Annotated in this window: 11 protein-coding genes; 4 read left to right on the forward strand and 7 right to left on the reverse strand. The window is 66.7% G+C overall.

Features of this window, described 5'->3' with window-relative positions; translation table 11 throughout:
- Window positions 1-45: 45 nt before the first annotated feature.
- From ACWIEX_RS14195 to ACWIEX_RS14215, 5 genes are all read right to left on the reverse strand, one after another.
- On the reverse strand, window positions 46-624 hold the full coding sequence (locus tag ACWIEX_RS14195; RefSeq protein WP_454033682.1) for an RBBP9/YdeN family alpha/beta hydrolase: 579 nt from the start codon (window positions 622-624) through the stop codon (window positions 46-48).
- A 193-nt stretch (window positions 625-817) separates the two neighbouring features.
- Window positions 818-2,125: an adenylosuccinate lyase gene (purB, locus tag ACWIEX_RS14200; RefSeq protein WP_454033683.1), complete on the reverse strand. Its 1,308-nt coding sequence runs from the start codon at window positions 2,123-2,125 to the stop codon at window positions 818-820.
- Window positions 2,126-2,257: 132 nt separating this feature from the next.
- A complete protein-coding gene (gene rpe, locus ACWIEX_RS14205; protein ID WP_454033684.1) occupies window positions 2,258-2,941 on the reverse strand; it encodes a ribulose-phosphate 3-epimerase in 684 nt (227 codons plus the stop codon).
- Window positions 2,942-2,977: 36 nt separating this feature from the next.
- Window positions 2,978-3,661, reverse strand: coding sequence for a glutathione S-transferase family protein (locus tag ACWIEX_RS14210; protein ID WP_454033685.1), 684 nt, complete (start codon window positions 3,659-3,661; stop codon window positions 2,978-2,980).
- 44 nt (window positions 3,662-3,705) lie between these two features.
- Window positions 3,706-4,677 carry a hypothetical protein gene (locus ACWIEX_RS14215; RefSeq protein WP_454033686.1) on the reverse strand — a complete coding sequence of 324 codons (972 nt, stop codon included), beginning with the start codon at window positions 4,675-4,677 and terminating at the stop codon, window positions 3,706-3,708.
- A gap of 264 nt (window positions 4,678-4,941) precedes the next feature.
- On the opposite strand from ACWIEX_RS14215, the gene ACWIEX_RS14220 reads away from it, so the two are divergent.
- From ACWIEX_RS14220 to ACWIEX_RS14230, 3 genes are all read left to right on the forward strand, one after another.
- Window positions 4,942-6,192: an NAD(P)/FAD-dependent oxidoreductase gene (locus ACWIEX_RS14220; RefSeq protein WP_454033687.1), complete on the forward strand. Its 1,251-nt coding sequence runs from the start codon at window positions 4,942-4,944 to the stop codon at window positions 6,190-6,192.
- A gap of 244 nt (window positions 6,193-6,436) precedes the next feature.
- Entirely contained in the window at window positions 6,437-7,576 is a 1,140-nt protein-coding gene (locus ACWIEX_RS14225; RefSeq protein WP_454033688.1) for a dipeptidase, read from the forward strand.
- A gap of 305 nt (window positions 7,577-7,881) precedes the next feature.
- Window positions 7,882-8,709 carry an RNA methyltransferase gene (locus ACWIEX_RS14230; RefSeq protein ID WP_454033689.1) on the forward strand — a complete coding sequence of 276 codons (828 nt, stop codon included), beginning with the start codon at window positions 7,882-7,884 and terminating at the stop codon, window positions 8,707-8,709.
- Window positions 8,710-8,920: 211 nt separating this feature from the next.
- Here the strand turns inward: ACWIEX_RS14230 and ACWIEX_RS14235 are convergent, their stop codons facing one another.
- Complete coding sequence (locus ACWIEX_RS14235) at window positions 8,921-11,185, reverse strand: TonB-dependent hemoglobin/transferrin/lactoferrin family receptor (protein WP_454033690.1); 2,265 nt, start codon at window positions 11,183-11,185, stop codon at window positions 8,921-8,923.
- Between the two features lie 388 nt (window positions 11,186-11,573).
- Here ACWIEX_RS14235 and ACWIEX_RS14240 point away from each other — a divergent pair, with 388 nt between their 5' ends.
- Entirely contained in the window at window positions 11,574-12,851 is a 1,278-nt protein-coding gene (locus tag ACWIEX_RS14240; protein WP_454033691.1) for a flavin monoamine oxidase family protein, read from the forward strand.
- Window positions 12,852-12,857: 6 nt separating this feature from the next.
- On the opposite strand, the gene ACWIEX_RS14245 is transcribed toward ACWIEX_RS14240, so the two are convergent.
- On the reverse strand, window positions 12,858-13,796 hold the full coding sequence (locus ACWIEX_RS14245) for a bifunctional helix-turn-helix transcriptional regulator/GNAT family N-acetyltransferase (RefSeq protein ID WP_454033692.1): 939 nt from the start codon (window positions 13,794-13,796) through the stop codon (window positions 12,858-12,860).
- Window positions 13,797-13,844: the final 48 nt, after the last annotated feature.

Genomic DNA, 13,844 nt, shown 5'->3' on the forward strand with positions numbered 1-13,844 from the left:
GTTGTCCCGGCAGGTAGCCGCGATGACGGCCAAATCGCAGGCCGGCTAGTGATTCACTTTCTGCGGAACCACGCTCAAGCTCTTGAGAAACCCCGCAAAACGCAGAAGTCCGTCCGGCCAGGGACCATGCCCGGATTCGGTATTGAGATGGCCGCTATCGCCGGCATCGACGAATTCAGAGCCCCAGGCTTCGGCGAGCGCCTTCGCCTCGTCCGGCGTGCAATAGGGATCGCTGGCGCTGGCGATCAGCACCGAGGGGAATGGCAGCTTCTCGCGGCGATGCGGGATGAAATCCGGTCCCATGCCGGGCACCGCGCCCTTTGCCCGCTCGGAAGCCGGCGCGACCAGGAAGGCGCCGGCGACCTCGCCGGGATGCAGGTGCTCGGCGGCGAATGCGATCGCGCTGCAACCGGCCGAGTGTCCAACCAGCACCACGGGGCGCGTGGCGCTGCGCACGGCCTTCACGATCTCATCGGCCCAGACATGGCGGGAGGGCTTGTACCAGTCCGCCTGCTCGACGCGGCGCGCGGTCTTGAGGCGGGTCTCCCAGCGGCTCTGCCAATGGTCGGGCCCGGAGCCCGACCAGCCGGGAACGATGAGGATATCGACGTCGGAGGATTTCATGATGGATCATGGGCTGTCATCCCGCATCTGCGCCGCAGCACGTCAGTGCTGCGGCGCAGATGCGGGACCGCGCGGCGGGAAGGCGGCTTCTTCGTGAGACGGTCCCGTGTCTGCGCAGCAGCGTTTCACGCTGCGGCGCGCACGGGATGACACACTGAATACCGAGCCAAAGTAAGTTGGCCGACCAATCGGTTCAAGCGTCCCCGAACACCCGGCGGAAGATCGTGTCGACATGCTTGAAGTGATAGCCCTCGTCGAACATCGCCTTGAGCTCCGAGGCCGAGAGCTTTTCCGCGACGTCCTTGTCGGCCATCAGGTTGGTCAGGAAGTCCTCGCCATGTTCCCAGGTCCGCATCGCGTTGCGCTGGACCAGGGAGTAGCTTTCCTCGCGGCTGGCGCCGGCCTGCGTCAGGGCCAGCAGCACGCGCTGCGAATTGTGCAGCCCGCCGAGCCGGTCGAGGTTCTTGCGCATGTTCTGCGGGTAGACCAGCAGCTTGTCGACGACGCCCGTGAGCCGCGCCAGCGCGAAATCGAGCGTCACGGTGGCATCGGGGCCGATCATGCGCTCGACCGAGGAATGCGAGATGTCGCGCTCGTGCCAGAGCGCGACGTTCTCCAGCGCCGGCGTGACCATGCCGCGCACGAGGCGGGCAAGCCCGGTCAGGTTCTCGGTGAGCACCGGATTGCGCTTGTGCGGCATCGCCGAGGAGCCCTTCTGGCCCGGCGAGAAAAACTCTTCGGCTTCGTAGACCTCGGTGCGCTGCAGATGCCGGATCTCGATCGCCAGCCGCTCCACGCTGGAGGCGACGACGCCCAGCGTCGCGAAATACATCGCGTGCCGGTCGCGCGGGATCACCTGGGTCGAGACCGGCTCGACGGTCAGCCCCATCTTGGCGGCGACATATTCTTCCACGCTCGGGTCGATATTGGCGAAGGTACCGACGGCGCCCGAGATCGCGCAGGTTGCGATCTCCGCGCGGGCCGCGACGAGGCGGGCGCGGCAGCGGTCGAACTCGGCATAGGCCTGCGCCAGCTTGAGCCCGAAAGTCACCGGCTCGGCATGGATGCCGTGCGAGCGGCCGATGGTCGGGGTGAGCTTGTGCTCGAAGGCACGGCGCTTGATCGCCGCGAGCAGCGCATCGACATCGGCGATCAGAATGTCGGTGGCGCGCGCGAGCTGGACCGAGAGCGTGGTGTCGAGAATGTCCGACGAGGTCATGCCCTGGTGGACGAAGCGCGCCTCCGGTCCGACGATCTCGGCCAGATGCGTCAGGAAGGCGATGACGTCATGCTTGGTGACGCGCTCGATCTCGTCGATGCGGGCGACGTCGAAGACCGCGTCCCTGGCCTTGGCCCAGATCGTCGCGGCGGCCTCCTTCGGCACGACGCCGAGCTCGGCGAGCTTGTCGGTCGCATGCGCCTCGATCTCGAACCAGATGCGGAACCGGGTCTGCGGCTCCCAGATGGCGACCATCTCGGGGCGGGAATAGCGCGGGATCATCGCAAGCCTTTCACTACATTCTCAACGTCATCCCGGGCGGAGCGAAGCGCAGACCCGGGATCCATGCCTGAACCGTTCCGGAATGGATCCCGGGTCTCCCTGCGGTCGTCCGGGATGACGGCGCGTTAGAAACTACACCCATTCCCCGCGCGCGGCTTCAGCCGCCTTGCGGATCGCTTCGATATTGCCGGCATAGGCCGAAGGCCCGCCCTTGAACACAGCCGAACCGGCGACTAGCGCGTTGGCGCCGGCCTTCACGACCAGCGGCGCTGTCTCGGGCGTCATGCCGCCATCGATCTCCAGCGCGATCGGCCGGTCGCCGATCAGCGCCTTCACCTGCGCGACCTTCTCGACCACCGAATGGATGAAGCTCTGCCCGCCGAAGCCGGGATTGACGGTCATCAGCAGGATGAGGTCGACATCCTGAATCAGCGCTTCGGCAGCGCTCGCCGGCGTACCGGGATTGAGCACGATGCCGGCTTGTTTCCCTTGCGCCTTGATCGCCTGGATCGTGCGGTGCGGATGCGGACCCGCCTCGACATGGAACGAGATCAGGTCGGCGCCGGCCTTGGCGAAGGCTTCGATGTAGGGATCGACGGGCGCGATCATCAGATGCACGTCGAAGAACTTCTTGCTGTGCGGGCGGATCGCCTTCAGCACATCCGGCCCGAAGGTGATGTTCGGCACGAAATGCCCGTCCATCACGTCGCAATGAATCCAGTCGGCACCGGCGGCATCAACCGCGCGCACCTCCTCGCCGAGCTTGGCGAAATCGGCCGAGAGGATCGACGGGGCGATGCGGATAGGGCTGGTCATGGCCGGGGGTTTAGCGCCCCACGCCGCCAGCCGCAATCAGGCGGAGCGCAGTTTCACCGGAAAGGACAGCCTGCGGTCGGCTTCCGCCATTTCCGCCACCACCTGCGCGAAGGCCGGACGCAGCTTCAGCCGCGCATACCACTCCGCCAGCCCCGGATAGCCGTCGAGCGACGGTCCTCCGAGCCGGCGGATGAAGAGCATGCTCATGAACAGCGCGATATCCGCCACCGAAAGCCGGCCACCGAAGAACGGACGACCCGCCAGCTTCTGCTCCAGCACGTCGTAATGGCGTAAAAGCCCCTCCTCGGCGATCAGGGCGTCGGCCTCCTGCGCGATGCGGCGGTCGCGATCCGGCGAGGGCGGCTCCGTGCGGTGCATCAGCGGCTTCAGGGCCTGGAACAGGATCTCGTCGCCATAGAGCTCGTCGAGCCGGCAGCGCGCCCGCTCGACGGGTGAATCCGGCATCAGCTTCGGCTCGGGATAAGCCTCGTCGAGATATTCGTTGATCACGGTGGAATCGTAGAGAACGAGCCCGCAATCGGTCAGCACCGGCACTTGTCGCTTCGGGTTGAGCGCCAAGACCTCGGGATGCCGGGGATCGTAGCCCGTCGTCTGGTTGAACGGCACCACGATACGCTGGAAAGCCAGCCCCTTCTCGGTCAGCGCGATCTCGACCTTGCGTGAGAATAGGCTCAACGGCCCGGAATAGAGGGTGATCATGGCGCGGCTCTCCTGCGACGGGGAAAGCCTCGCAAGCCCCCGCGTCAGCGCCCGTCAGCAGCCTCCCGGCGCCGGATGCGGGCCGCGATGCCGCCGAGTAGCCAGGGCAGCAGGTAGATCGGGAACTGCGCCAGGGCAAAGTAGAGGAAGGTCTTCGGCGAAACGCCCGCCCCCAGCGCGGCGACCAGCAGGCCCATGTTCCGCTGCCCGGCGCCGTAGCCGATCATGAAGCGCTCGGAAGCCGGCAGCAGCCGCAGAATAATCCAGCTCGAGATCAGGCCGGCGGCCGAAACCGCGAAGACGCAACCCAGCACGAACAGTACGAGCCTGGGATCGTCGAGCGCGGCTTTCGTCACGCCGTCCATCGCGGCGATGGCGAAGATGAAATACATCAGCACGCCGAAGCCATCGAGATTGGCCTTCATCGCCTTGACGCGCGCGAGGCCAAGCCACATCCGGATCGCGCTCGCCACCGCCATGCCGCCGCCGATGAAGATCAGCAGGCGCAGCGTCAGCGCCCAGCGATCGAGAGGGACTGCACCCCCGGCGAGCAGTTCGACCATGATCGGCGCGACGATCGGGCTGACGATCGTGGTCAGGATGACGCTGGCAATAATCAGCGAGGGCTCGAAGCCGTAGAGGATCGCGACCGCAGGCGAGGACATGATCGGCGGCGCCGCGCCCATGATCGCGAGACCCAGCACGATGCCCGGATCGAGGTTCTCGCGCCCGACCAGCAGGAGCGCCCCACCGATCAGCAGCACCGGGCCGGCGATGAGCCAGAGGCAGCTCACTGCGAGCTTGGCCGGGCGCCGGAGCAACCCGAGCGTCACGCGCATGTCGAGGCGCATGAACACGACCGTGGTGAAGCAGAAGATCGTGATCGGCAGCGCCGGCCGCGCCATCGCCGAGAATTGCGGCAGCGCCAGACCGAGGAAGATCGAGAGCGCGAAGCCTTGCGTGCCGTGACGGCCGAGCCACGCGAGCGCGGCAGCGAGGAAGGCGGCAGGATGCATCGATTGGGCTCTGGAATCACGCGCGAGACAGACCCACACTGGCTGAAGGCGCGCGCAGCGTCACCTGCGGGGAAGGCAGCCCGGTCCTGCGCCGGCATAAAATTGCGCACTGCACAGCCAGGCATGAGCCGCCATGGGCAGATCGCGAAAGCAGGCGCAGAAATTGCGAAAGATTGCGCTATTCCGCGCAAAATCCGGTCGCGACGCTGACAAGCCCGCGCAAACCGGTATCCTTGTGGGAAAAGGGGCTGGCAGGAGCAGGTCATGAAGGTGGATACGATCGTTCTCGGCGCCGGTGTCGTCGGCATTTCGGTCGCGCTTCATCTCCAGAAGGCCGGGCGCGCCACCTTGCTGGTCGACCGTCGCGGGCCGGGCGAGGAAACCAGCTACGGCAATGCCGGCCTGATCCAGCGCGAAGGCGTCTACCCCTACGGCTTCCCGCATGATTTCGGTGCGCTCATCCGCTACGCGATGAACAACACCATCGACGCGCACTACCACTGGAGTGCGATCCCGAAGCTCGCCCCGTTCCTGTTCTCCTACTGGATGCATTCGCGCGCCTCCCAGCACGAGGCGATCGCCCATAAATACGCCAAGCTGATCGAGCACTGCGTCACCGAGCATGACGCGCTGGCGCAGGAAGCCGGCGCCACCAACCTGCTGCGCCGCGACGGCTGGATGAAGGTCTTCCGCACCGAGAAGGAGCGCGACACCCGCCTCGCCGAGGCCGCCCGCTGGAACGGGGAGTTCGGCCTGAACTATCGTGCGCTCGACATGGCGACCCTCAAGGCCGAGGAGCCGCATCTCGACCATGGCAGTCTGATCGGCGGCCTGCACTGGACCGACCCGACGACCGTCGTCGATCCGCTCGGCCTGTCCAAGGCCTATGTCGCGCTGTTCGAGAAGCTCGGCGGGAAGCTCGCCATCGGCGATGCCGGCACGCTCCAGCAGACCGGCACGGGCTGGACCGTCACGCTCGCCGACGGCACCACGGCCGAGGCCAAGGACGTCGTCGTCGCGCTCGGCCCCTGGGCCGATGTGCTCAGCAACAAGCTCGGCTATCGGCTGCCGCTCGCGGTCAAACGCGGCTACCACATGCATTACAAGCCGCAGGGCAACGCCGTGCTCAACCACCCGGTACTCGACACCGAGCGCGGCTATTTCCTCGCCCCGATGCTGCAGGGTGTGCGCCTGACCACCGGCGCCGAGTTCGCCGACCGCGATGCGCCGAAGACCCCGGTGCAGCTCGCCCGCGCCGAGCCGATCGCCAAGGCCCTGTTCCCGCTCGGCGAGCGTCTCGATGCCGAGCCCTGGCTCGGCCGTCGCCCCTGCACGCCCGATATGATGCCGATCATCGGCCCGGCACCGAAGCACAAGGGCCTGTGGTTCTCCTTCGGCCATGCCCATCACGGCCTGACGCTGGCCGCCGTCACCGGCCGCATGATCGCGGAAATGGTGACGGGCCAGAAGGTCTTCGTGGATCCGGCTCCGTTCGCGCCGGCACGTTTTTCATAGAGCACCTGTCATCCCGTGCGCGCCGCAGCGTGCAACGCTGCTGCGCAGACACGGGACCGCATGACGAGAAGGCGCCTCCTTCTGCGGACGGTCCCGCATCTGCGCAGCAGCACTGCGTGCCGCAGCGCGTGCGGGATGACGCCTACGTAGCGCGTGCGGGATGACCGACCTGCGTCCCGCCCCCTCGCCTCCCGCTCCACTCCCTGCCACGATCCGGCTCCCGATTCCCGACCGAGACCTTGCCATGGCCCTCGCCAAACCGCCCGTCCAGGACAATGCCTATGCCGCCGCGCTCGCTTTGCTCGACCGCGTCCCGCTGATCGACGGCCATAACGACCTGCCCTATGTCATGCGCAAGGACGCCAAGGCGAAGGGCGACGTCGCCACCTACGGCCTCGACAAGGTCCATGCCGAGGGCGACACCGACATCCCGCGCATGCAGGCCGGCAAGATGGCGGCGCAGTTCTTCGCGGCCTATGTGCCGCCGAAGCAGCCCAACCCCGCCGGCTTCGCGCTCGCTCAGATCGCGCTGATGCGCGGCATCCTCAAGCGCCACGCCGACGCCTTCCGTCCGGGCCTGTCCGCGGCCGATGTCGAGGCCGCGAAGGCCGAGGGGCGCATCGCCCTGTTCATGACCATCGAGAACGGCTCGGCGGTCGATGGCGAGCTCGACGCGCTCGACGCCTATTACGATCTCGGCGTGCGCCTGATGACGCTCTGCCACAACGACACCACCGACTGGTGTGATTCCGCCACCGACGCCCCGCGCCATAACGGCCTCACCGGTTTCGGCAAGGACGTGCTGCGCCGGATGAACAAGCTCGGCATGGTGATCGACCTCGCCCATGTTGCGCCGAAGGTGATGCATGACGCGCTCGACGTTTCCAGCGCCCCGCTGGTCTGGTCGCATTCGAACGCCTTCACGCTCTGCGACCACCCGCGCAACGTCCCCGACGACGTGCTCGACCGCGTCGCCGGCAATGGCGGCGTCGTGATGGCGACCTTCGTGCCGGATTTCATCAGCCAGGCTTCCCGCGACTGGCACCGCCCGGCCAAGGACCAGTACGGCAAGAGCCCCGAAGGCGTGGACCACGACAAGGTCGAGGCCGAGATCGCCGCCAAGTCCGGCCCGCGTCCGAAGGCGACGCTGCCGGAGTATTGCGATCATGTCGACTATCTCGCCAAGCGCATCGGCCACGACCATGTCGGCATCGGCTCGGACTTCTTCGGCTGGATCAATCCGGACGGGCTCGAGGACACCACGACCTTCCCGTCGGTGATCGCCGAGCTGATCCGCCGCGGCTGGTCGGAGGAGAACCTGATCAAGCTCGCCGGCGGCAACACGCTGCGCGTGCTGCGCGCGGTCGAGAAGGCGGCGGGCTGAAGGCCCCCGATAACGTCATCGACCAGCGGTGGGTACCTCGACAGAGAACCCTCTCCCATAGGGAGAGGGTAGGGTGAGGGGTCGGCCGCTGGACGCTTTGGCCGTGACCTGACCGCAGCTACGGTTGGATCAGGGTTCCACTGGTCCAGGGGCCGACACCTCACCCCTACCCTCTCCCTATGGGAGAGGGGATCCCGAGCCTCCCGTCTCATCGCGAGGCTCGCATCAAGCGCTGGCATGACGTATGGCATGGCGTAACAGCCCTCCGATGAGGTAGCGGCGCCCCACCAACAGAAGCCCATTCCATGACCGGTTCCGGCACCGACCGCACCCGCCCGGCCGTCCAGGCCCCCGCCCCCATCGTCATCCTGGTCGAGCCGCAGCTCGCCGAGAACATCGGCATGTGCGCCCGCGCCATGGCGAATTTCGGCCTCTCCGAGATGCGCCTCGTCGCTCCGCGCGATGGCTGGCCGAGCGGCGGCGGCCTCAAGAAGGGCGCAACCGCGGCAGCCTCCGGCGCGACGCACATCCTGGAGAACGCCCGGCTCTATGACAGCGCGGCCGAGGCGATCGCCGACCTCAACCATGTGCTGGCAACGACCGCGCGCGAACGTGGCCAGATGAAGCGCGTGCTGACACCGGCTGAAGCGATGCCCGAGGTCGCCGGCCGCATCGGCTCCGGCGAGCGCGTCGGCATCCTGTTCGGGCGCGAGCGCATCGGCCTGACCAACGAGGAGATCAGCCTCGCCGACGCGATCCTGACCTTCCCGGTCAATCCCGCCTTCGCCTCGCTGAATCTCGCCCAGGCCGTGCTGCTCAACGGCTATGAGTGGTTCAAGACGACCCATGGCGAGCCGCCCTTCCGCGAAAACAACCCCTCGCCGCCGGCCAGGCGCGAGATGATCCTGTCGATGTTCGACTATCTCGAGGGCGAGCTCGATCTTTGCGGCTTCTTCCCGCCCGGCAAGAAACCGGTGATGACCGCCAACCTGCGCGATGTCCTGCACCGGCTCGACATGACCGAGCAGGAGGCCCGGACGCTGCGCGGCGTCTTCAAGTCGCTGGTCGAGGGGCCGAAGAAGGCACGGCTCCTGGCGCGGCAGGCCAGCGAGGCGGGAGAGGCCGAGAGCTGACCGGAACGCTGCCGGGGAAGGCACTCCGTCTGCCTCACGCCGTCATGCTCGCCCTTGTGGCGAGCATCCACGGCTTGAACACCGCCCTCGATCGGCAAAGACGTGGATGGTCGGGACAAGCCCGACCATGACGATGCGCCTTTGGCCCATAAGAAAAAAAGCCGGCCCTGAAGGGCCGGCTGGTCTGGTCGGGGGGTCTCGAAACGCCCGGTCAGAATTGGTACTTCAGCGTCGCCTTCACGGTGCGGCCCGGCTCGCTGTAATAGTCGCGGGCCTGGGCCAGAACGCCCGTCGGCACCGTCACGGCATCCCAATATTTCCTGTCGAAGATATTGTAGACGCCGACCTGCAATTCAAGGTCTGCGATCTGCGGCATCGGCCGCCACCAGGCCATGGCGTTGAAGATCGCATAACCCGGCGCCTGGAAGCCCTGCGTCGAGCCGGTCGTGGCGACGCTCTTGCGGGCGCCGGCCAGCTTGGTCGACACCTCGCCGCCCCAGCTCTCGTTGCCATAGGCGATGGCGAAGATGCCCTGCACCGGCGGGATCGAGTTGAGGCCGATGCCGGTGATCTTGTTCTTGCCATCGGTATAGGCGAAGGAGCCGCGCACCAGCCAGTTCGGCGCGAAAGCGTATTGCATGTTCGCCTCGACGCCGGAAATCCCGACGCGCGCGACGTTCTGCGGGCCCTGGATGCCGCCCTGCGGATAGAGCCCGCCCGGAGGCGCGATCTGCACCGTCTCGATGAAGTTGCGGTAGTTTGTGTGGAAGAAGGTCACCGAACCGCCGAACGCCTTGTCGCCGAAGCGGAAGCCGACATCGATGCCGTTGCTGGTTTCCGGACGCAGGTCGGGGTTGCCCTTGCGCAGATAGGTGCCGACCGCGCCGAAATTCGCATAGAGCTCGCTCGCAGTCGGAGCCCGGAAGCCTTTCGACCATTGTGCGAAGAGGGTGACGTCCTTCAGATAGGGCGCGTTCCTGATGATGTCGTATTCCAGCCGGACGCGCGGGGACCAGGCGTCGTCGCTGGATGCGGCCGGCATTCCCGCATAGGACGAGCTCGCGAGATAGGACGCCGTTGCCTTCGGCTTTTCCTCATACCGATCGAAGCGGACGCCCGGCGTCAGGCGCAGCGTGTCGTTGAGGAAGCCGAACTGATGATGCGCGTAGAACGCCACCATATTGCCCTCGACGCGCGGCGTGTCGGACTGGTTGGTATGCAGGTTGTTGCAGGCCGTGAAAGCGCCGGTATAGGGGCGGCGGCAGCTGTCTAGTCCCGCAGAATACTGGTCGAGCGTCGATAAGCTCAGTTCGGTGCCGAGCGTGAGCTTGTGCGAGACAGGACCGGTGATGAAGCTCTTGATCAGGTGGCCGTTGAAGCCGAAGGACTTCTCCTCGACCTCGTTGTCGCGGGCATAGGGGCCGACCACGCTGGTGTAGCGATAGGCGTTGAGGATCGAGTTCCGCTTCACGCCCTGCCAGTAGAGATTGGCGTGCGCCTCGTCGATGAAGCCGCCGGGCTGATTGTAGTCATAGGTCAGCGAAACGCGCTTGCGCTCAACGTCCTCCTGGGTCTGGTGCGCGCCGGGGCGGTAGTTCCCGGTGAGCGAGACCGCGCTCGTCCGCGTCTGGATCTTCTCGTCGCGCTTGAAGAGTTCGCCGGTCAGCCCGAAGCGATGCACCTCATTCACATACTGGTGAACCTTGGCGAGGAAGCTGTACTGATTGAAATCGGCCGGGTTCGGCTCGGTGCGAGCGGCGCCGATCGTCGGATTCGAGCCGCGGTTGTCGGTCTCGTGGCCCTTCCGGAAGCCACCCTGCAGCAGCACCCAGGTATTGTGGAACCGGCCGGCGACCGCGCCGCTGCCGAAGACGGCCTTGTCGGTCGTATCGAACCCGGTCTTCGCAAGACCGCCGATCGTCTTGCCCGGACGGATCAGGTCTTCCGGATCGAGGGTGCGCACCGCCAGCGCACCGCCGAGCGCGCCCGAGCCGAGCGTGCTGCCGCCGCTGCCGCCGCGCAGGAGGTCGAGCGTCGACAGCGAGTCGAAATCGAAGGCCGTGCCGATGCTGCGGTCGATCCGGTTGTCCTGGATGAAGGGCTGGCGGATGCCGTCGACCGTGGTCAGCACGCGCGCGCCGTCCAGGCCACGGATGTTCACCGAGCCGTTCACCCGGTTGAAGGAGATGCCGGCCTCGAGCCGCTGCGACAGCTCCGAGATGCTCTGGATCTGCTGGCGGTCAAGCTCCTCGCGCGTGGTACGCGTCGTCGTCGGGCCGCCCAGCAGCGCGCCGCCCGGCTGCCCCTCGCCCTGCACGTTGATCTGGTCGAGGACAACGGGGGCTTCGGCGGCCTGCGCGACGGGCGCGGCGCGAGTCCGGCCCTGCTGCTGCGCAATGGCGGGCGATGCCAGCAGAACCACCATCAAGCTGCCGAGCGCGACCCCTTCGCGCAATGTACCGGAATGCATCCCCATGGCCTTGACCCGTCCTTCTGAACGCTGCGGGTCAGAACCGCCGCGCCTCAATAGTTTTAAATTAATACAAACAAGGTCTTACCCGCCCTGATAAGACGATATTCGGATATTGAGCGACTCGATGACTGTCAATTGCCTGCCACACGAAGGACATCTTCCGATGCAGGAAGAACACAATAGTAGAACTTCTCTAAAGAATAATATTTGATCGCATCGTTCTAAGCTGGAATCTGCAGCCGTGGCGCGCCGGCTCCCGATCTCGTGATCGCATCCGGCCCCTCGCCCGCCAGCTTCCCGTTGCAATGCAGCGGCAGGGCTCCAACATGCGCAGCATCAAGGGACGTCAGAGATGCTCGACCGCCGGACAATGTTGACGGGAACAGGCGCCTTGGCCGCGAGCTTCGCCATCGCCGGCCGGACGGCAGCCGCGGCTGATATTGACGTCGTCGTGATCGGCGCCGGCGCGGCCGGCATCGCCGCCGCGCAGGCCCTGCGCGCCGCCGGGCGCCAGACCGTCGTGCTCGAAGCCCGCGGCCGGATCGGCGGGCGCGCCTTCACCGATGCCTCGCTCGGCCCGGCCTATGATGCGGGCGCGATGTTCATCCATTGGGCCGAGCGGAACCCATGGGTCCAGATCGCCCGCGATCTCGGCATCGCCACGCCCGCCGAATCCTGGGGCAGCGGTTTCAAGATCTTCGCCGACGGCAAGCCGATGGCGGATTCCGACCGCAATCGCCGCCGGAGCGCATTCGGCCAGATCGACCGTCGGCTGGAAACGGTCGATCTTACGCAGCGCGACATGTCGATTGCAGAATTGCTGGGCGATCTCGGCCCGGAGCTCGCGCCCGTCGCCGCATCCGGCCTGCTGCTCTCGATCGGCGAGGAATCGAGCCGCATCTCCGCCCGCGACTATCAGCGCCTGTGGTCGGGAGAGGATCTCGTCGTCCCCTCCGGCTACGGCAATCTCGTCGCGCGCTCGGCCGCCGGGCTCGATATCCGCCTGAACGAGCCGGTCGAGACGGTCCGCTGGGATGGTCCGGGCATCACCGTCACCACGCGCTCCGGCGCGCTGCGCGCTAATGCCTGCATCGTGACGGTGCCGGTCGGCGTGCTGAAGGCCGGCACGATCCGCTTCATCCCGGAATTGCCGACAACGACGCGCGACGCCCTTGCCGGCCTGCATATGGGCGCATTGACCAAGATCGCCCTCAAGGTCGAGGGCGATCGCTTCGGCATCACGCCGGGTGCGAGCTTTCTCGAAGCGGCCGCGCCCGAACGCCTGATGAATCTCGACATGTTCCCCGGCGGCCAGGATATCGTCATCGGCTATTGTGGCGGCGATTATGCCCGCAAGCTCTCCGAGGCAGGCACCGAGGAGGCTCGCGCCCATCTCGTCGACCTGCTGGCGAAGATGGTCGGCGCCGATTTCCGCAAGACGGTGAAGCAGGTCTCGTTCCCGGCCTGGTGGACCGACCCCTTCGCCCGCGGCTCCTACTCGATCTGCGACCCCGGCCACGAGACGGCGCGCGACGCCCTCGCCCAGCCGATCGGCAACCGCCTCTTCATCGCCGGCGAGGCGACCGCGGGCGGTGGCGCCATGACGGTCGGCGGCGCGACTCTCGCCGGCCGCGCTGCGGCAGCGGCGCTGACGCGCCTAAAGGCTTGACGGGTATCAGGCCGAGCTCGGCCGAAGCGCCAGTTCCCAGTTCTGACCGACGAGATCCTGCCCGAAGGAATGGTGCTTCTCTTCCGCCACCAGCCTGAAGCCCTCGCCGACATAGATGCCACGCGCCGCATGCAGGATGTCGTTGGTCCAGAGCACCATGCGCTCGTAGCCCGCAGCGCGCGCGAAGCCGATCGCCTCGCGGACGAGGCGCTTGCCCAGCCCGAGCCCGTGCGCACGCTTCTCGACCAGCACGAGCCTGAGCTTCGCTGTCGTCGCGTCCTCTTGCACGACGAAGGCGGAACCGACGGGCCGGCCATCCAGCTCCGCGATGAAGCAGCGCTCACGGCCCGGCTTGAACTCGCGCAGGAACTTCGCAGCAATCTCGGCAACGAGCGCCTCGAAACTCAGATCCCAGCCGTAATCTTTGGCATAGAGCCGGCCATGAGCGCCGACGACCCAACCCATGTCGCCGGCCTGGTGTTCGCGAATGACGGGAGTCGAACGATCGCGAACATCTCCTGACAGAAGCCGCTCGGTATCGGCGAGCGCATCGACGAGCCTCGCCTGCTCGAACGGTGCCAGCCGCCCCAGGATCGCCCCCGCTTGCACGCTGGAAGCCGCGTCGAGCGGCTGGAAGGCCGCCCTGCCCTTCGCTGTCAACCGCAGGCGCCAGGCCCGGCCATCGGCTGCCGAGCGGCTGCGTTCGAGCCAGCCCTGCCCTGCGAAGCGCTTGAGGATGCGGGAGAGATAGGCCGGATCGAGATCGAGCGACTTGGCCATCTCGGCCGCCTGCCAGTCGTCGCGCTGCGCCAGCTCGTAAAGCACGCGCGCCTCGGCGAGCGCGAGCCCGGAGCCGTGCAGGCTCCCGCCGAGCGCCCCCACCCAGCGGGTATGGAAACGGTTGAAGCGGCGGATCGCGGCGACGGCGGTCTCGGTGGTTTCCATGGCGCACCTCCAGCTAGAGCATTTCCGGCGAGCACAAGTTCGCCTCCA

The sequence above is a fragment of the Allobosea sp. NPDC055353 genome (genome assembly GCF_053644975.1).

What these genes read in the sequence shown, in the direction of transcription:
- ACWIEX_RS14210 (WP_454033685.1), bottom strand. Translation starts at nt 3,661, where the DNA reads ATGATCACCCTCTATTCCGGGCCGTTGAGCCTATTCTCACGCAAGGTC.
- ACWIEX_RS14245 (WP_454033692.1), bottom strand. Translation starts at nt 13,796, where the DNA reads ATGGAAACCACCGAGACCGCCGTCGCCGCGATCCGCCGCTTCAACCGT.
- ACWIEX_RS14195 (WP_454033682.1), bottom strand. Translation starts at nt 624, where the DNA reads ATGAAATCCTCCGACGTCGATATCCTCATCGTTCCCGGCTGGTCGGGC.
- purB (WP_454033683.1), bottom strand. Translation starts at nt 2,125, where the DNA reads ATGATCCCGCGCTATTCCCGCCCCGAGATGGTCGCCATCTGGGAGCCG.
- rpe (WP_454033684.1), bottom strand. Translation starts at nt 2,941, where the DNA reads ATGACCAGCCCTATCCGCATCGCCCCGTCGATCCTCTCGGCCGATTTC.
- ACWIEX_RS14235 (WP_454033690.1), bottom strand. Translation starts at nt 11,185, where the DNA reads ATGGGGATGCATTCCGGTACATTGCGCGAAGGGGTCGCGCTCGGCAGC.
- ACWIEX_RS14230 (WP_454033689.1), top strand. Translation starts at nt 7,882, where the DNA reads ATGACCGGTTCCGGCACCGACCGCACCCGCCCGGCCGTCCAGGCCCCC.
- ACWIEX_RS14215 (WP_454033686.1), bottom strand. Translation starts at nt 4,677, where the DNA reads ATGCATCCTGCCGCCTTCCTCGCTGCCGCGCTCGCGTGGCTCGGCCGT.
- ACWIEX_RS14225 (WP_454033688.1), top strand. Translation starts at nt 6,437, where the DNA reads ATGGCCCTCGCCAAACCGCCCGTCCAGGACAATGCCTATGCCGCCGCG.
- ACWIEX_RS14220 (WP_454033687.1), top strand. Translation starts at nt 4,942, where the DNA reads ATGAAGGTGGATACGATCGTTCTCGGCGCCGGTGTCGTCGGCATTTCG.